2 protein-coding genes are annotated in these 20,605 nt (G+C 73.7%); both read right to left on the bottom strand.

Translation table 11 applies throughout. The features are described 5' to 3' along the window. A partial coding sequence (locus CLV63_RS31060; RefSeq protein ID WP_146165714.1) for a type I polyketide synthase occupies positions 1–1,997 on the bottom strand: 1,997 nt, incomplete at its 3' end. A gap of 54 nt (positions 1,998–2,051) precedes the next feature. Further along, a complete protein-coding gene (locus CLV63_RS34840) occupies positions 2,052–20,480 on the bottom strand; it encodes a type I polyketide synthase (RefSeq protein WP_170134387.1) in 18,429 nt (6,142 codons plus the stop codon). Positions 20,481–20,605: the final 125 nt, after the last annotated feature.

The following is a 20,605-nucleotide window of genomic DNA, read 5'->3' as shown; positions in this document are numbered from 1 at the left end:
CCTACGAGGAAGTCCGGGCGCACCCCCCAGGACTCCAGCAGCCGGAACAGCGCCACCTCGAACGCGAACAACCCCGCCTGCGCGAAATCCGTCCGATCCACCAAGCCCGGGTCACCGTCGTCCCAGAGGACCTGCCGCAACGGCCGGTCCAAATGACCGTCCAACTCCGCGCACACCGCGTCGAAGGCGTCGGCGAACACCGGGAACACCGCCGCCAACTCCCGGCCCATCCCCACCCGCTGCGCACCCTGACCACTGAACACGAACGCGCACCGACCGGCAGACGCGCTCCCCCGCACCACACCCGGGGCGTCCTCCCCCCGCGCCAGGGCGCCCAGCGCCGCCACCAACTCCGCACGGTCGCCGCCCACCACCACCGCACGCTCCGCAAGAGCGGCCCGCGACAGGGCCAACGCCGCCCCGGCATCCTCAGCACGCAGGTCGGGGCGCTCCTCCACGTAGGCCCGCAGGCGATCGGCCTGGGCGCGCAGCGCCGCAGGCGTCCGCGCCGACACCACCCACGGCAGCGGGCCCGGCTCGCGCGAACCCGCACTCCGCTCGGCCGTCGAATCCGGCGTCCCTGCCGGAACCGCTTCCGCCGCCTCGTCGGCGGGCGCCTCCTCCAGCACCACGTGCGCGTTGGTGCCGCTGATACCGAACGACGACACGCCGGCCCGGCGTGGCCGGTCGCCACCGACCGGCCACTTCCGCGCCTCGGTGAGCAGCCGGACCGTGCCCGCCGACCAGTCCACGTGCGGGGTCGGCTCGTCCGCGTGCAGCGTCTTCGGCAGGGCGCCGTGCCGCATCGCCTGCACCATCTTGATCACGCCCGCCACGCCCGCCGCGGCCTGCGTGTGCCCGACGTTGGACTTCACCGACCCGAGCCACAACGGACGACCTTCGGGGCGCGCCTTTCCATAGGTGGAGAGCAGGGCGTCGGCCTCGATGGGGTCGCCCAACCGGGTCCCGGTGCCGTGCGCCTCCACCGCGTCAACATCGCCCGGAACCAGCCCGGCGTTCTCCAGCGCCTGCCGGATCACCCGCTGCTGCGACGGCCCGTTCGGCGCGGTCAGACCGTTGCTCGCGCCGTCCTGGTTCACCGCCGAGCCGCGCACCACCGCCAACACCCGGTGCCCGTTCCGGCGGGCATCGGACAACCGCTCCACCAGGAGCAGCCCGACGCCTTCGCCCCAACCGGTCCCGTCCGCGGCCGCCGCGAACGCCTTGCATCGGCCGTCGGCCGCGAGCCCGCGCTGGCGGGAGAACTCCACGAAGGTCCCCGGTGTGGCCATGACCGTCACACCCCCGGCGACCGCCAACGAGCATTCCCCCTCCCGCAGCGCCCGCACCGCCAGGTGCAGCGCCACAAGCGAGGACGAACACGCGGTGTCCACCGTCACCGCCGGACCCTCCAGACCGAAGGCGTACGCCACCCGGCCGGACACCACGCTGGCCGCGTTCCCGGTACCGGCGTAGCCCTCCAGTTCGTCCGGGCCGTTGGCGGCCAGCACCGCGTAGTCCTGTCCGTTGGTCCCCACGAACACACCCGTGCGCGAACCGCGCGCCGAACCCGGGTCGACCCCGGCGTCCTCGAACGCCTCCCACGCGGTCTCCAGCAGCAACCGCTGCTGCGGGTCCATGGCCAGCGCCTCACGCGGCGAGATGCCGAAGAAGTCCGCGTCGAACCCGCCCGGCTCGTCCAGAAAGCCGCCCTGGCCGACGTAGGCGGTGCCGGGGCGCGACGGGTCGGGGTCGAACAACCCGTCCAGGTCCCAGCCGCGGTCCTCCGGGAACGGTGAGAGAGCGTCGCGGCCACCCTCAAGGAGCCGCCACAGATCCCCACGGGACGCCACACCGCCGGGGAAACGGCAGCCGATGCCGACGATCGCGATCGGTTCCGCCGCCTTCTCCGTTACGGTGCGGAGCCGCTCCTCGGCGCGGTCGAGGTCGGCGGTGACCCGCTTGAGGTAGTGCAGCAGTTTCTCTTCGTTCACCATGGTGGGATCACCCGGTCCGGGTCGTCGGGAGGGGGATTCAGGCTCTCGGGGCGGTCACTCGCCGTACTTCTTGTCGAGATAGGCCAGGAACTCGTCGCTGCCGGCCTCTTCGAGGTCGGCGTCGGGCTCCGGTGCTGCCGTGCCGCGCTGCTGTTCCCGCAGCCGGCGCGCCAGCGCCTCCAGCCGTTGGGCGATCGAGTCGCTGTGCTCGTCGGCAAGGCCGGTTCCGGGGAGCCCGGAGAGGGACGCTTCCAGCCGGTCGAGGTCGGCCAGCGGGGCGGCATCGCCGCTGAGACCGAATTCGGTGCGCAGGTGCTCGGCGACCGCTTCCGGTGTCGGGTGGTCGAACACCAGGGCGGGCGGCAGGACCAGCCCGGTCTCGGCGTTCAGCCGGTTGCGCAGCTCGACCGCCATCAGCGACGTGAATCCCAGCTCGCGGAAGGCGCGGCCGGTGCGCACCGCCGTGGTGTCGCGGTGCCCCAGTACCGCAGCCGCCCGGCTCGCCACGAGTTCGAGCAGCGCCGCGGACTGCTCGGCCTGCGACTGTCCGCTTAGGCGTTCCCGCAGCTCATCGCCTCCCGCACGGCCCGATTCCACGACAGTGGACGCCGCCGCCCGCCGCGCTTCGGCGACCCCGGTGAGCAACGGGCTCGGCCGGGTGGCGGTGAACCCCGGGGCGAACCGCTCCCAGTCGATGTCGGCCACGACCTCCACAGCGGCGGCGTCGCCTCCGACGAGGGTGTGGAAGGTGTCGACGGCGGTCTCCGGCCGCATCGCGCGGATGCCGTCCCGGCGGAACCGGTCGACCGCGGCGCCGTGCGCTGCCAGACCGTCGCCCGCCCACGCCCCCCAGGCGATCGCGTGCGCGGCCAGCCCGTCGGCGCGACGCTGCTCGGCCAGTGCTTCGAGGAACGCGTTCGCGGCGGCGTAGTTGCTCTGGCCGGGGCCGCCGATGGCGCCGGCCATCGAGGAGAACAGCACGAAGGCGTCGAGATCGCGGTCCCGCGTTGCCTCGTGCAGGCGGTGGGCCGCCGCCGCTTTCGGAGCGAGCACGGACTCCAACCGGTCGGGCGTCAGCGAGTCGGCGACACCGTCGTCCAGGACCCCGGCGGCGTGCACCACCGCCGTCAGCGGAAACTCGGCCGGGACCACGGAAAGCAGCCGCTCCAGCGCGACGGGGTCGGTGACGTCGCACGCCGCGATGGTCACCCGGGCGCCATGCCCGGCGAGCTCGGACCGCAACCGGTCGGCACCGGGGGCGTCGGGGCCGCGGCGCCCGACCAGCAGCAGGTGTTCGGCGCCGCCGCGCGCCAGGCGGCGGGCGATGTGCCCGCCCAACGCGCCGGTGCCACCGGTGACCAGGACGGTGCCGCGAGGGCGCCACGCGCCGCCGTCCGACCCGGGTTCGGAGCGGGCGCGCACCAGCCGGCGCGTATACAGGCCGGACGGTCGGACAGCGAGCTGGTCCTCCCCGGTCCGCCCGGACACGGCGGCGGCGAGCAGCTCCAGCGACCTGCGGTCAGGAGCGTCGGTGCCGGGCGCCGGACCGGCCGGAAGGTCCACCAGGCCGCCCCAGTGGTCCGGCTGTTCCAATGCCACCGAGCGCCCGAAGCCCCAGGTCTGGGCTTGCAGCGGCGAGTCGGGACGGTCGCCGGGGCCGGCCGCGACCGCGCCACGTGTGACCGCCCACAGCGGGGCGGTGACACCGGCGTCGGCCATGCCCTGCACCAGAGCGAGCCCCGCCGCCAGCCCGGCTGGGACCGAAGGGTGATCGGCACGCGGCCGCTCCTCGAATGCCAGCAGCGACACCACTCCGGCGAGGCCGCGGTCTGCGGACGCCGTGCGCAGCCGGTCAGCGAACATGGCGCGGTCGGCGGTGTCGGCGTCCGCCTCGATCTGCACGGCATCGGCGCCGTTCTCCGTGAGGACGGCGAGCACCGCGCGGGCGCACGCGTCATCGGCGAGTGCCCGGGGGACGACAACCGCCCAGCGCCCGGTCAGCGGACCCGCGGAGGGTTCGGCAACGGGGCGCCACTCGATCCGGTAGCGGCTCCGGTCCGCTGTGGCGCGGTCGCGGCGGTTCCGGTGCCACTCGGACAACGCGGGCAGCGCCGCGCTCAATGCGGCGCGGTGCTCGGCGTCCACATCGAGCGCGTCCGTGAGCCCGTCGACGTCCTCTCGCTCGACGGCCTGCCAGAACTCGGCCTCGGCCGGGTCCGCTTCGGCCGTGGCCGACGGTTCGGGATCGTCCGGCCAGTAGCGGCGGCGCTGGAACGGATACGTGGGCAGGTCCACCCGACGTGCACCCGACCCGGCGAAGAACCCCGCCCATTCCACCGCAGCGCCGGAGACGAACAGCGCGCCCAGAGCAGCGGCCGCCTCCCCCGCTTCACCCCGGCCCGAACGCTGCGCCGGGACCACGACCGCCCTGTCTTCGGCGGTCAGGCAGGTGCCCACCATCCCGCTCAGCACCGCATCGGGGCCCACCTCCACAAACCGCGACACACCACGGTTCTCCAAGAACGCGATGCCGTCGGCGAACCGCACCGCCTCGCGCACATGCCGCACCCAGTACTCCGCCGTGCCCAGCTCCGCAGCGATCCCGCCATCAAGGTTCGACACCACCGGCACCGACGGCTCGGAGAACGCCACCTGCTCGACCACCGACCGGAACTCGGCCAACACCGGCTCCATCAGCACCGAATGGAACCCCTGCGACACCCGCAATCGCCGGGTCTTGCGGCCCAGCTCACGCAACCGGGCAGCCACCCCGAGCACGGCGTCCTCGGCGCCGGAGACCACCACCGACTCCGGACCGTTCACCGCCGCGATATCCACACCCGCCACAAGGAACGGGCGCACTTCCTCCTCCGAGGCGGCCACCGCGACCATCGCCCCCGATGAGTCCAAGCCCTGCATCAACCGGCCCCGCGCCGCCACCACCCGCGCCGCGTCCGAAAGAGACCACACCCCCGACGCATGCGCCGCCGCCAACTCCCCCACCGAATGCCCTACGAGGAAGTCCGGGCGCACCCCCCAGGACTCCAGCAGCCGGAACAGCGCCACCTCGAACGCGAACAACCCCGCCTGCGCGAAATCCGTCCGGTCGACCAACTCCGGGTCACCGTCGTCCCAGAGGACCTGCCGCAGGGGTCGGTCCAAATGGACGTCCAACTCCGCGCACACCGCGTCGAAGGCGTCGGCGAACACCGGGAAGACCGCCGCCAACTCCCGGCCCATTCCCGCCCGCTGCGCACCCTGACCACTGAACAAGAAGGCGGTTTCTCCCGTGGACCTGCCAGCCGTCCCTTCGACCAGGTTTCCGGTCGGTTCCCCCGCGATGAGCGCTGCCAGACCTTCGCTCAGGTCGCTGCTGTCGAGGGCGATGACCGCCGCGCGGTGCTCAAGTCCCGCACGTGTCGTCGCAAGTGAGAGGGCGGCGTCGACCGGACGCACATCGGTGTTCGCCGCCAGGTGCCCCCGAAGCCGCTCCGCCTGGGCACTCAGTGCCTGCGCACTGTGCGCGGACAGCACCACCGGCACGGGCCGGGCCGATACTTCGGCCGGTTCCGCCCCGGCGGCGTCCTCTTCGGGTTGGGCCTGTTCGAGAACGACATGGGCGTTGGTGCCGCTGATCCCGAACGACGACACACCAATGCGGCGCACCCGGCCGGACTCCGGCCACGGCGTGTGCTCCCGCAGCAGCTCCACCCCGCCCGCCGACCAGTCCACATGCGGCGACGGCTCATCGGCATGCAGCGTCTTCGGCAGCATGCCGTGCCGCATCGCGAGCACCGACTTGATCACGCCGCCCACACCCGCCGCCGCCTGGGCGTGCCCGATGTTGGACTTCACCGACCCCAGGCGCAGCGGACGGTCCTGCGGGCGCCCCTGCCCATAGGTGGCCAGCAGCGCCTGTGCCTCGATCGGATCGCCCAACCGGGTCCCCGTGCCGTGCGCCTCCACCGCGTCAACGTCGCCCGGAACCAGCCCCGCGCTCTCCAGCGCCCGCCGGATCACCCGCTGCTGCGACGGACCATTCGGCGCCGTCAACCCATTGCTCGCACCGTCCTGATTCACCGCCGACCCACGCACCACCGCAAGAATCGGATGCCCATTGCGCCGCGCATCCGACAGCCGCTCCACCAGCAGCAGCCCCGCACCCTCCGACCAGCCGGTCCCGTCCGCGGACGCCCCGAACGCCTTGCACCGGCCGTCCGGTGACAGCACCCGCTGCCGGGAGAACTCCAGGAACACGGCCGGGGTGGCGAGCACAGTGACGCCGCCGGCCAAGGCGAGGTCGCATTCACCACTGCGCAGCGCCTGCGCGGCCAGGTGCAGCGCCACCAGCGACGACGAACACGCGGTGTCCACCGTCACCGCCGGACCCTCCAGGCCCAGGGTGTAGGCGATCCGGCCGGACGCCACACTGCCCGCGCTGCCGCTGACCAGGAACCCTTCGAGGTCGTCGGATGCCTGGGCGATCCGGGTCCCGTAGTCGTCGTACATGACTCCGGCGAAGACGCCCGTGCGCGATCCGCGCGCCGACCCCGGGTCGACCCCGGCGTCCTCGAACGCCTCCCACGCGGTCTCCAGCAGCAACCGCTGCTGCGGGTCCATGGCCAGCGCCTCGCGCGGCGAGATCCCGAAGAAGTCCGCGTCGAACTCCCCCGCGTCGTAGAGGAACCCGCCCTGCCGGGTGTAGCTGTGTCCGGTCCGCTCCGGGTCGGGGTCGTAGAGTCCGCCGAGGTCCCACCCCCGGTCGCCGGGAAACGCGCCGATGGCGTCGGTGCCTGCCGTCATCAGGTCCCAGAAGTCCTCCGGCGACCGCACGCCGCCGGGGTAGCGGCAGGCCATGCCGACGATCGCGATCGCGTCGGTGTCCGCAGCGGGCGCACCCGCGGGGGGCACACCCGCCGGAACGGCTGATTCGTCCGCGCCGAACAGCTCTTCGTCCAGGTGTGCGGCCACGGCCGCCGCCGTCGGGTGGTCGAAGGCGAGGGTTGCGGGCAGCCGCAGCCCGGCATCGGCGTTCACCAGGTTGCGGAACTCCACAGCGGCCAGAGAGTCGAACCCGAGGTCCTTGAACGCGCGGTCGGGGTCGATCGCGCCGGGGTCGGCGTGGCCCAGTACCGCGGCGAGCCGAGTCCGGACCATGTCGAGCAGTCGGCGGGCGCGGTCGTCAGGTGTCAGGGCGGCGAGGTTCCGCATCGGGGAGTCGCCGGCAGCGGTGGAAGCACCCGCTGCCTTGCGGCGCGCCCGAACGGGGGCGAGCGCACGCAGCAGAGCGGGCACACCGTCTCCGCGGGCCCGCAGCGCGGCGGTGTCGAACCGGATCGGCACAAGCGCGGGATCGCGCATCTCCAAGGCGGCGTCGAGCAGGACCAGGGCCTCACTGGTAGGCAACGGCGGCATGCCCAACCTCCGCAAACGGCCGACATCGACGATGTCGCCGCTCTCCTCCCACAGCCCCCACGCCAGCGAGGTCGCGGGCAGACCCAGCGCCCGCCTCCGGTGCGCCAGCGCATCGAGGAAGACGTTGGCCGCCGCGTAGTTGGCCTGCCCGGCGCCGAGGAGCAGCCCACCGGTGGAGGAGAACAGCACGAACGCCGCCAGGTCGGTACCGGCGGTCAACTCGTGCAGGTGCCACGCCGCGTCCACCTTCGGCCGCAGGACCCGGTCGACCTGATCGGCCGACAGTTCGGTGAGCACACCGTTGTCCATGACCCCGGCGGCGTGCACCACCGCCGTCAGCGGGTGCGCGTCGGGCACCCCGCCGAGCATGGCGGCGACCGCATCGCGATCAGACGTGTCGCAAGCGGCGAAGGCGACCTCGGCACCGGCCGCGGCGAGTTCGTCCCGCAGCCCGGCGGCTCCGGGCGCGTCAGCCCCGCGCCGTCCGACCAGCAGGAGCCTCCGCACCCCGCGCCGCACCAGGTGCCGCGCCACGACCCGCCCCAGCGTTCCGGTCGCGCCCGTGATGAGGACGGTGCCGTCGGGATCCCAGCCGGGGACGGCGCCGACAGGATCGACGCCGGGACCCTCGCGGTCATCCCTGCCGCCACGGTCCTCTCCGGCGGGGGCGGAGGGTGCAGAGGGTGCGGCGGCCGTACCGGTCGCGGGCACCGCCGCGGAAGCCAGCCGGGGAGCGCGGATCTCGCCGCCGCGGATGGCGAGTTCGGGTTCGTCCAGGCTCAGGGCCAGGGCCGCGATCGCACTGCTCCCGGCAGCCCCGGGCGTTCCGGTGGTGCCGGGTGGACCAGAGGGGTCGGATGTACCGGAGGGGTCCAGGTCGAGCAGCCGGAAGCGGTCGGGGGACTCGGCCTGCGCGGCGCGGACCAGACCCCAGACCGGGGCGTGGGCGAGGTCGAGAACGTCCTCGTCCGGGGCGGCGGCCACCGCCCCGCGGGTCGCCACCACCATGCGGGAAGCAGTGAAGCGGTCGTCGGCGAGCCAGCCGCGCAGGGCGTCCAGCACGCGGAGCACGGCGGTGTGCACCGCCGCCGGCACCGACCCGTCCACGGGACCACACGGGAGTACCACCGTCCCCGGCATCGGGGTGCCGCCATCGACGGCGGCGCCGAGGGCGGCAAGGTCGGCGTACGCGGCCGCCCCGCCGAACTCCCCGAACGGGTCGCCTCCCAGGACGGCCCAATCGCGGGTGTCCGCGTCCGAGTCCACTCCCCCGTTGTCCGCACCAAGCTCAGGGATCCAGTCGAGGCGGTACATCGAACCGGCCGCTGCATCGCCGCGCGCCTCGGTCAACTGAGCGCCGGAGACCGGACGGGTCACCATCGACTCCACTGTGGCCACCGGCGCACCCGCCGAGTCCGCCACGGCCAGCGAGACGGTGTCGGGAGCGGTGGCGGAGATCCGCAGCCGCACCGAGGACGCCCCGGCCGCGTGCAAAGTGACGCCCGTCCAGGCGAACGGGAGCGGGGTCCCACCGGTCGGCCGGTCCTCGTGCAGCAGGCCGATCGTGTGCAGGGCGGCGTCGAGCAGCGCCGGGTGGACACCGAACCGCTCAGCGTCGGCCCGCGCCTCCTCCGGAAGGGCGACCTCGGCGTAGACATCGCCGTCCCGCCGCCAAGCAGCACGCAGCGCTTGGAAGATCGGGCCGTAGTCGTACCCGCGCGCGGCCAACTCGTCGTACCAACCGTCCAGGTCCACCGGGGCTGCGCCGCGCGGCGGCCAGTCGGACAGGTCGGACGGCCCTGCGGTGTCGGCGGTGTCGGCGGTGTCGGCGGTGTCGGCGGCACCGAGGAGACCCGATGCGTGTCGGGTCCAATCCCGATCGTCGTGTGCGCCCTCGAACCGCGAGTACACCGCCAGCGAGCGGCGATCCGAGTCGTCCGCCGCGCCGACCTCCACCCGCACTGCGACGCCGCCCTGTTCGGGCAGGAGCAGCGGAGCCTCAAGGGTCAGCTCTTCAAGGACGCTGGACCCGAACTCGTCCCCGGCCCGGATGGCGAGTTCAACGAATCCGGTCCCAGGCAGCAGGACCGCGCCCTGCACGGCATGGTCGGCGAGCCATGGCTGCGTTTCCGCCGCAATCCGCCCGGTGAACACGGCGCCATCTGTCCCGGGCAGCGCGATCACCGCGTCGAGGAGCGGATGTTCCGCGCTCTCCTGACCGATGTCGCCGACATCGCCCGCGACCACCGGGGCGTCGAGCCAGTAGCGGCGGCGCTGGAACGGATACGTCGGCAGATCCACCCGGCGCACGCCTGAGTCCGCGAAGAACCCCGCCCAATCCACCCCGACACCATCGGCGAACAGCGCACCCAACGCCGCCACCGCCGAGACGGCCTCACCACGGCCCGAACGCTGCGCCGGGACCACGACCGCCTCGCGCCCGCCGCCCTCAGTCAGGCAGGTGCCGACCATCCCACTGAGAACCGCATCCGGGCCCACCTCCACGAACCGCGACACACCCCGGTTCTCCAAGGACGCGATGCCGTCGGCGAAACGCACTGCTTCGCGCACATGCCGCACCCAATACTCCGCCGTGCCCAACTCCGCAGCGATCCCGCCATCGAGGTTGGACACCACGGGAATCACCGGCTCGGCGAACGCCACCTGCTCGACCACCCGGCGGAACTCGGCCAACACCGGCTCCATCAACACCGAATGGAACCCCTGCGACACCCGCAACCGCCGCGTCTTGAACCCCAACCCCGAAAGCCGCTCGGCCACCCCGAGCACGGCGTCCTCGGCCCCGGAGACCACCACCGACTCCGGCCCGTTCACCGCCGCGATATCCACACCCGCCGAAAGATGCGAACGGACGACGTCTTCCGAGGCGGCCACCGCGACCATCGCACCGGCCGAGCCCAAGCCCTGCATCAACCGGCCCCGCGCCGCCACCACCCGCACCGCATCCGACAGCGACCACACCCCCGCCACATGCGCCGCCGCCAACTCCCCCACCGAATGCCCCACCAGGAAATCCGGCCGGACACCCCAGGACTCCAGCAGCCGGAACAGCGCCACCTCGAACGCGAACAACCCCGCCTGCGCGAAATCCGTCCGATCCACCAACCCCGGATCGCCACCCCACACGACGTCCTTCAGCGGACGATCCAAATGGCCGTCCAACGCGGCGCACACCGCATCGAACGCATTCGCGAACACCGGGAACACTGCCGCCAGCTCCCGGCCCATCCCCGCCCGCTGCGCACCCTGACCACTGAATACAAACGCGGTCCGCCCCTGCGAACGCGCCCGCCCCCAGAACACACCTGGGCCCGACGATCCCTCGGCGACAGCAGCCAGACCGGCACGCAACTCCGCACGGTCGCCGCCCACCACCACCGCACGCTCCGCAAGCGCGGCCCGCGTGAGAGCAGAGGAGAACGCGACATCACGCGGCTCGTACCCGCGGACATCCATATGCGTCAGCAGATCAGCGGCGCGCTCCCCCAGCGCCGCAGCCGACTTCGCCGATACGACCAACGGCAACGGTGCGGGCGTGGTCGGCTCCTCCTCGCCCATTACCGCGTCCTCGGGTTGGGCCTGTTCGAGGACGACGTGGGCGTTGGTGCCGCTGATCCCGAACGACGACACACCCACCCGGCGCACCCGGCCGGACTCCGGCCACGGCGTATGCTCCCGCAGCAACTCCACCCCGCCCGCCGACCAGTCCACATGCGGCGACGGCTCGTCCACGTGCAGCGTCTTCGGCAGCATGCCGTTCTGCATCGCGAGCACCGACTTGATCACGCCGCCCACACCCGCCGCCGCCTGCGTGTGCCCGAGGTTGGACTTCACCGACCCCAACCACAACGGACGGGTGGCCGACCGGTCACGACCATAGGTCGCCAGCAGCGCCTCTGCCTCGATCGGATCACCCAACCGGGTGCCCGTGCCGTGCGCCTCCACCGCATCCACATCGCCCGCCGACAGGCCCGCGCTCTCCAGCGCCCGCCGGATCACCCGCTGCTGCGACGGCCCATTCGGCGCCGTCAACCCGTTACTCGCACCGTCCTGATTCACCGCCGACCCACGCACCACCGCCAACACCCGGTGCCCATTGCGCCGCGCATCCGACAACCGCTCCACCAGCAGCAGCCCCGCACCCTCCGACCAACCCGTCCCATCCGCCGCCGCAGCGAACGACTTGCACCGCCCATCGGCGGACAGCCCGCCCTGCCGGGAGAACTCCACGAACGTGCTCGGCGTGGCCATCACGGTCACCCCACCCGCCAAGGCCAGGTCGCATTCGCCGCTGCGCAGCGCCTGCGCGGCCAGATGCAGCGCCACCAGGGACGACGAACACGCGGTGTCCACCGTCACCGCCGGCCCCTCCAGCCCGAACGCATACGCCACCCGGCCGGACACCACACTCGCCTGATTGCCGGCGAGCATGTATCCCTCGAAACCGTCCGGCGCCTTCGCCATGCGTCCCGCGTAGTCGTGGTACATCGACCCCGTGAACACCCCGGTCGCGCTGGCCCGCACCGACTCCGGGTCGATCCCCGCCCGCTCGAACGCCTCCCACGCGGTCTCCAGCAGCAGCCGCTGCTGCGGATCGGTCGCCAGCGCCTCACGCGGCGAAATACCGAAGAACTCCGCGTCGAACTCCCCCGCCCCATACAGGAACCCGCCCTCACGGGTGTAGCTGTGTCCGGTCGCGTCCGGATCGGGGTCGTAGAGCGTGTCGACGTTCCACCCCCGGTCGTCGGGGAACGGGCCGATCGCATCGGCCCCGGAACTGACGAGCCGCCACAGATCCTCCGGCGACCGCACCCCACCCGGGTAGCGGCACGCCATCCCCACAATGGCGATCGGCTCGTCCGCGGGCGCCGCAGCGGCGGGCGCGCGGACCGCCCGCTTCGGGGCGGGACCCGATTCCTGTAATCCGTCCACGATGAACCGGGCGAGCGCGCTCGGGGTCGGGTGGTCGAAGACCATGGTCGCGGGCAGGCGCAGCCCGGTCGCCGCTTTCACCCTGTTGCGCAGCTCGACCGCTGTGAGCGAGTCGGAGCCGAGCTCCTTGAACGTCCGGTCCGTGTCGACGGTCGCGGGATCGCCGTGTCCGAGCAGTTCGGCGACCGCCCCGCGGAGCAGGTCGAGCACGATCGGCAAGCGGTCGGCTTCCGGCGCGTCGGCGACGCGGCGCGCCCAGTCCGCGGTTGCGGCCCGGACCGGTCTTCGGGTGCGCTCCGGTATGACCGACCGCAGGATCGCCGGAAGCTCCCCGGACTCCGCGCTGCCGCGCAGCGCGGCGGCGTTGAGCCGCGCCGGGACCAGGTGCGCCCGCCCGGTGCCGAGGGCGGCGTCGAAGAGGGCCAGCCCTTCGCCCGTGCTCAGCGGGGACAGTCCGGCGCGGTCGAGCCGGGCGAGGTCGGCCTGGTCCAGGTGGCCGGTGATCCCCCCGGACTCGGCCCACAGCCCCCAGGCCAGTGCCGTGGCCGGAAGCCCGGCGGCGCGCCGCTGCTGCGCGAGGGCGTCCAGGAAGGCGTTGCCCGCTGCGTAGTTGGCCTGGCCGGCGTTGCCCAGGACGCCGACGATCGAGGAGAACACGACGAACGCCGCCAAGTCCTCGCGTTCGGTGAGCCGGTGCAGGTGCCACGCTGCGTCGGCCTTGGGCCGCAGTACGGCGGCCAGCTGGTCCCCGGTCATCCGGGCGACGGTGCCGTCCTCGATGACACCGGCGGCGTGCACCACTGCGCTCAGCGGGTGGTCCTCCGGAACGAGGCTCAGGGCGTGGCGCAGCGCGTCCTCGTCGGCGGCGTCGCAGGCCGCGATCCGCACTTCGGCGCCGAGGCCGGACAGCTCCTCGACGAGGCGGGCGGCCCCGACCGCGTCCGGCCCTTTCCTACTGGTGAGCAACAGGCTGCCGACCCCGTGCTCGGTGACCAGATGCCGGGCGAGCAGGGCGCCCAGCGCGCCGGTGCCCCCGGTGATGAGCACGGTCCCGGAGTCGAGCGGCCGGGGCGCGGCGCCTCCGGCGGTCTCTTCGGCGGCGGTGTCGCGGAGCCTGGTGAGACGGGGGGCGAAGTAGCCTCCACCGCGGACTGCGAGCTGCGGTTCGCCAAGTTCGATGGCGGTCGCCAGCGCCGCGGCGGCGGCCTCGTCGGTGCCATCGGTCGGCTCGTCCGCCGCGGCCGCTTCGGTATCGAGCAGGACGAAGCTCCCGGGGTGCTCGCGCTGGGCCGTACGCACCAGGCCCCATACCGCTGCGGCGGCCGGGTCCGCTGCCGGGTCGCCGGGGACCGCTGCCACAGCGCCCTGGGTGCGGACGACGAGTGGGGCGCTCCCGGACGGCGGTTCGGCGGCGATCCGCTCCTGGATCAGTTCGAGTGCCTGGTGGGTTGCGCGGTGCGCCCGCTGGGGCGGGCTCCCCTCGCCCCCGTCCACGCGGACTACCTCCGCTGCGGCGGGCGCCCCAGCGACCGCGGGGAGGCGGGTCCACTCCACGGTGTACATCGAGTCGTCGCGCGCGGTGAAGCGGTCGGCGTCCGCCTGCGACAGGACCACCGAGTCGACATCGGCGACCGGTGCACCCTCGCTGTCCGCGAGCGTGAGGGAGACCCTGTCCTCGGCGACCGGGACGATGCGCGCGCGGAGCCGACCGGAGGGCGCCGCGTACAACGACATGCCGGTGAAGGAGAAGGGCAGAAGTCCGGGCCGCACCGCGCCGACGAGGCCGAGGACCACGGGGTGCAGCACGGGATCCATCAGGCAGGGGTGGAGATCGAACCGGTCGGCGCCGCCGTCATTCTCCGGCGCGGCCTCGACCTCGGCATACAGTTCGTCGCCGAGCCGCCAGGCCGCGGACAGCCCCTGGAAGGCGGGGCCGTAGTCGTAGCCGAGGTCGGCGAGGCGCCGGTAGGAGTCGTCCAGCGGCAGTGGTTCGGCGCCGGCAGGCGGCCACTCGCCGATCCCATGTCCCGCGTCGTCGGCGGCTGGGGACAGCAGGCCGGTGGCGTTGCGGGCCCACGGTTCGTCCGAGCCGTCCAGCCGCGAGTAGAGGGTGAGGGTGTGGCCGCCGTCGCCGCCGTCGGGGCGCACCTGCACCTGGAGGGCGACGGTCCCCTTGTCGGGCAGCACGAGCGGGGCCTCAAGGGTGAGTTCGGCAATCCTCTCGGCTCCGATCGCGCGCCCGATGTGCGTCGCGAGTCCGGCGATGGCGACGCCCGGGAGCAGGACCGCGCCCATGACGCGGTGGTCGGACAGCCATGGGGTACCCGCGCGGGAGACCCTGCCCGTGAAGACGCGCCCTTCGTCACCGCCGAGTTCGACCACGCCGGTCAACCACGGGTGGTCGGCCGCGGTTCCGCCTTCGGCCAGGGCCGGCGAGGAATCGAGCCAGTAGCGGCGGCGCTGGAACGGATACGTGGGCAGATCCACCCGACGCGCCCCCGACCCGGCGAAGAACCCCGCCCAGTCCACCCCGACACCATCGGCGAACAACGCGCCCAACGCCGACACCGCCGAGACGGCCTCACCCCGGCCGGAGCGCTGCGCCGGGATTATGACCGCCGTGTCCTCGGCGGTCAGGCAGGCGCCCACCATCCCACTGAGAACCGCATCCGGGCCCACCTCCACGAACCGCGACACACCCCGGTTCTCCAAGGACGCGACGCCGTCGGCAAAGCGCACCGCCTCGCGCACATGCCGCACCCAGTACTCCGCCGTGCCCAGCTCCGCAGCGATCCCGCCATCGAGGTTCGACACCACGGGAATCACCGGCTCAGCAGAGTCCACCTGCGCGACCACCCGGCGGAACTCCGCCATCACCGGGTCCATCAACACCGAATGGAACCCCTGCGACACCCGCAACCGCCGCGTCTTGAACCCCCGCCCCGAAAGCCGCGAAGCCACCCCGAGCACGGCGTCCTCGGCGCCGGAGACCACCACCGATTCCGGCCCGTTCACCGCCGCGATATCCACACCCGCCGCAAGGAACGGGCGCACTTCCTCCTCCGAGGCGGCTACGGCGACCATGGCCCCGGAGGAGGCCAAGCCCTGCATCAACCGGCCCCGCGCCGCCACCACCCGCGCCGCGTCCGAAAGAGACCACACCCCCGACGCATGCGCCGCCGCCAACTCCCCCACCGAATGCCCTACGAGGAAGTCCGGGCGCACCCCCCAGGACTCCAGCAGCCGGAACAGCGCCACCTCGAACGCGAACAACCCCGCCTGCGCGAAATCCGTCCGATCCACCAAACCCGGATCGCCACCCCACACGACGTCCTTCAGCGGACGATCCAGATGCCCGTCCAGCTCAGCGCACACCGCGTCGAAGGAGTCGGCGAACACCGGGAAGACCGCCGCCAGCTCCCGGCCCATCCCCACCCGCTGCGCACCCTGACCACTGAACACGAACGCCGTGGAACCCTGCCGCGCCCGCCCCCAGAACACACCTGGGCTCGACGATCCCTCGGCGAAAGCGGCCAGACCGGCACGCAACTCCGCGCGGTCGCCGCCCACCACCACCGCGCGCTCCGCAAGCGCGGCCCGCGAGACAGCCGACGAGAACGCGATGTCGCGGGGGTCATCCGCGCCCGCGTCCACCCGCGCGAGTAGGTCGGCGGCACGCTCCCCCAGCGCCGCAGCCGACTTCGCCGACACCACCAACGGCAGCGGGCCCGGCTCGCGCGAACCCGCACTCCGCTCGACAACGGAGACCGGATCCCCTTCCGCAACCGCATCGGCCGCTTCTTCGGCAGGCGCCTCCTCCAGAACGACGTGGGCGTTGGTGCCGCTGATCCCGAACGACGAGACACCCACCCGGCGTGGCCGGCCGGACTCCGGCCACGGCGTGTGCTCCCGCAGCAGCTCCACCCCGCCCGCCGACCAGTCCACATGCGGCGACGGCTCATCGACGTGCAGCGTCTTCGGCAGCATGCCGTGCCGCATCGCCAACACCGACTTGATCACGCCGCCCACACCCGCCGCCGCCTGCGTGTGCCCAAGGTTGGACTTCACCGACCCCAACCACAACGGCCGACCCTCGGGACGCCCCTTCCCATAGGTCGCCAGCAGCGCCTCCGCCTCGATCGGATCGCCCAACCGGGTCCCGGTGCCGTGCGCCTCCACCGCGTCAACGTCGCCCGGAACCAGCCCCGCGCTCTCCAGCGCCCGCCGGATCACCCGCTGCTGCGACGGACCGTTCGGCGCCGTCAACCCATTGCTCGCGCCGTCCTGGTTCACCGCCGAACCCCGCACCACCGCAAGAATCGGATGCCCATTGCGCCGCGCATCCGACAGCCGCTCCACCAGCAGCAGCCCCGCACCCTCCGACCAACCCGTCCCATCGGCCGCCGCAGCGAACGACTTGCACCGGCCGTCGGCGGACAGCCCGCCCTGCCGGGAGAACTCCAGGAACATTCCGGGGTTGGCCATGACGGCGGCGCCGCCGGCGAGCGCCATGGTGCATTCGCCGTTGCGCAGTGCCTGCGCGGCCAGGTGCAGCGCCACCAGCGACGACGAACACGCGGTGTCCACCGTCAGGGCCGGGCCCTCCAGGCCCAGGGTGTAGGCGATCCGGCCGGACGCCACGCTGACCGTGCTGCCGGTGAGCAGGTGGCCTTCGAGCCCTGGGGCCGGGTGGTGCAACTGCGGGGTGTAGTCCTGCGCCATGGCGCCGATGAAGACGCCCGTGTGCGAACCGCGCGCCGACCCGGGATCGATTCCGGCCCGCTCGAACGCCTCCCACGCGGTCTCCAGCAGCAGCCGCTGCTGCGGGTCCATGGCCAGCGCCTCGCGCGGTGAGATCCCGAAGAAGTCCGCGTCGAACTCCGCCGCGTCGTGGAGGAACCCGCCGCGGCGGGTGGCCGAGGTGCCGGGGCGGGCCGGGTCGGGGCCGTGGAGGCGGTCGAGGTCCCAGCCGCGGTCGTCGGGGAAGTCGGAGGTGGCGTCGGTGCCCTCGGCGGCGAGCCGCCACAGGTCTTCGGGCGAGCGCACGCCGCCGGGGTAGCGGCAGGCCATGGCGACGATGGCGATCGGGTCGCCGTCGGCGGGCGCCGCCGTGTCGGCCGCGCCGGAGGTGTCGCCGTCCCCGGCGAGTTCCGCCCGGAGGCGGCGGGCCAGGGCCGTGGGCGTGGGGTGGTCGAACAGGACGGCCGAGGGCAGGGTGAGGCCGGTGGCCGCCGCCAGCCGGGTGCGGAGTTCGACCGCCGAGATCGAGTCGAACCCGAGGTCGTTGAACGCGAGGTCGGGGTCGACGGTGTCGGCGGAGGCGTGGCCCAGCACGTCCGCTGCGCCGCTGCGGACGAGCTCCAGGAGGTCCCGGCCGCTACGGGGCGCGGCCGCCGGTGCGGGGGCGGGATCGGCGTCCTCAGGGGCCGGGGCGCTGCCATGGCGGTCCGGCGCGGCCGGGCGCTCGGCGTCGCCGATCCAGTACCGGCGTTCCCGCTGGAAGGCGTAGCTGGGCAGGTCCACGGTGCGCGCGCGGTCGCCGTAGACGGCGCGCCAGTCGACGGGGACGCCGCGGACGTGCAGTTCGGCGAGGGCCGTGGCGACCGCGGCCGCTTCGTCGTCGTCGCGGAGTGCGGCCACGGCTCCCGCGGGGTCGTCCAGGCGGTCGGCCGCGAGCAGGGTGAGCACCCGCCCGGGGCCGACCTCCAGCAGGGTGCGTGCGCCCGCGGCGTGCAGCGCGTCCAGCCGGTCGGCGAAGCGGACGGTGCGCAGGACGTGGTCCACCCAGTAGTCGGCGGTCGCGACGCCGGGGTCGCCGACGGTGTCGGCGCCGGGGGTGCCGGTGACGACGTTGCCGGTGCCGACGTTGCCGGTAACGACGGGGATGCGCGGCGGGTGGTAGGTGGCGCGCTCGGCGGCGGCGCGCACGCCGTCGAGCACCGGTGCCATGAGCGGCGAGTGGAAGGCGTGGCTCACCGCGAGCCTGCGGGTGCGGCGGCCGGTGGCGGCGATGCTCCGGGCGATGTCCTCGACGTGCTCGGCCGCGCCGGAGACGACGGTGGCGGCGGTGCCGTTGACCGCGGCCAGGCCGACGGACCGCTCGCGGCCGTCGAGGAGCGGCCGCACTTCGCCCTCGGTGGCTTCGAGGGCGGCCATGGCGCCGCCCTCGGGCAGCGCCTGCATGAGCCTGCCGCGGGCGGAGACGAGCGCGGCGGCGTCGCCCAGGGAGAGCACACCGGCGGCGTGGGCCGCGGCGAGTTCGCCGAAGGAGTGCCCGGCGACGAGGTCGGGCCGCACCCCCCACGACTCGAACAAGCGGAAGAGGGCGACTTCGACCGCGAACAGCGCCGGCTGGGTGTGGCCGGTCTGGTCGAGCAGCCGCGCGTGGGGGGAGCCGGGTACCGCCCACATGGCCGTGCGCAGCGGCGCGTCCAGGTGGGGGTCGAGGGCTGCGGCGGCCTCGTCGAACGCGGCCGCGAAGGCGGGATGGGCGTCGTACAGGCCGCGGCCCATGCCGAGGCGCTGCGACCCCTGGCCGGAGAAGAGGAACGCGACGGCGCCTTCGGCGGGCCGGCCGCGCGCGGTGCCCGGTGCGGTGCGGCCGTCGGCGAGGGCGCGCAGGGCGGCGTCGAACGCCCCGCGGTCGCGGGCGGCGATGGCGGCGCGCTCGCGGAAGCCGGTGCGGGTGGCGGCGAGGGAGTGGCCGACGGCGTCCAGGTCGGGGGCGGGGTCGGCGCCGATGCGGTCGGCCAGGCGGGCGGCCTGGGCGCGCAGCGCGGCGGGGGTGGCGCCGGACACCGGCCACACCCGCACGGCGGGTCGGGTCGGTTCGGGCCGGGCGGGAACGGGGACGGGGGGCGGCGCCTCGGTGAGGACGAGGTGGCAGTTGGTGCCGCCCATCCCGAATGAGCTGACGCCGGCGACCAGCGGGCGGTCGGGGTGCGGCCAGTCCGCGATGGCGGTCGGCACCCGCAGCCCCAGCTCGTCCAGCGGGATGTCGGGGTTGGACCGGGTGAAGTGCAGGTTCGCCGGGATGCGGCGCTCGCGCAGCGCAAGCGCGGCCTTGACCAGGCCGGCGACGCCCGCGGCCGCCTCCAGGTGGCCGATGTTGGTCTTGGCCGAACCGACGGGCAGCGGGTCGCCGGCCGGCCGGGAGCGGCCGAGCGCGTCGCCGAGCGCCGCGGCCTCGATCGGGTCGCCGACGGCGGTCCCGGTGCCGTGCAGCTCGACGTACTGGACGTCGGCGGGGGCGATTCCGGCGTCGGCGCAGGCGGCGCGGATGACCTCCCGCTGCGCCCTGGCGCTGGGCGCGGTCATCCCGGTCATGCCGGGGCCGCCCTCGCGTCCGGCGTCGCCGCCGTCGTTGTTGGCGGCGCTCCCGGCGATGACGCAGTGGACGCGGTCGCCGTCGGCGAGCGCGGTGTCGAGCCGCTTGAGGATCACGGCGGCGCCGCCCTCGCCGCGCACGAAGCCGTCGGCCGAGGCGTCGAAGACGGCGCACCGCCCGCTCGTGGAGAGGGCCCCGAACCGGCGCATCACCTCGGTGCCTTCGGGGAGGAGGGCGAGGCTCACCCCGCCGGCGACGGCGGTGTCGGATTCGCCGCTGCGCAGGCTCTCGCAGGCGAGTTTGACCGCGACCAGCGACGACGACTGGGCGGTGTCGACGGTGAGGCTGGGCCCGCGCAGGCGGAGGACGTGGGAGACGCGGTTGGCGATGATGCCGCGCCGGGTGCCGGTGGCGGTGTGCGCGGTGATGGCGCCGGGGCCGCTGCGGTCGTGCAGGATCGCGTAGTCGTCGCCCATGGCGCCGACGAACACCCCCGTGCGGCCGGGCAGCTCGGCGGGGATGATCCGGGCGTCCTCCAGGGCCTCCCAGGAGAGTTCCAGCATGAGCCGCTGCTGGGGGTCCATGGCGGCGGCCTCGCGGGGGCCGATGCCGAAGAAGCCGGGGTCGAAGCGGTCGACCCCGCTGAGGCGGGCGCCTTCGGACGCGCCGCCGACCGCGTCGCGCCCCTCGGCCAGCAGCCGCCAGAACGCCGCCGGGTCGGGCGCCTGGGGCAGCCGGCAGGCGAGGCCGATCACCGCCACCGGGGCGGAAGGTCGAGAATCGGTCATGGCCGCGTGCCACCGCCTCCACAATTAATGTGCAGTAAATTCGTCGCGAATCGCCGGCGGTCGCCCCGCATATTCTCGATCGCGCAATCACGAACGGGCCCGCCGGGCAGGGGCGGGCGCCCTTT

The sequence above is a fragment of the Murinocardiopsis flavida genome (genome assembly GCF_003014485.1).
GTDB lineage: Bacteria > Actinomycetota > Actinomycetes > Streptosporangiales > Streptosporangiaceae > Murinocardiopsis > Murinocardiopsis flavida.
The sequence above is the reverse complement of the archived record's forward strand: the minus strand, read 5'-3'. Positions and strand labels throughout refer to the sequence as shown.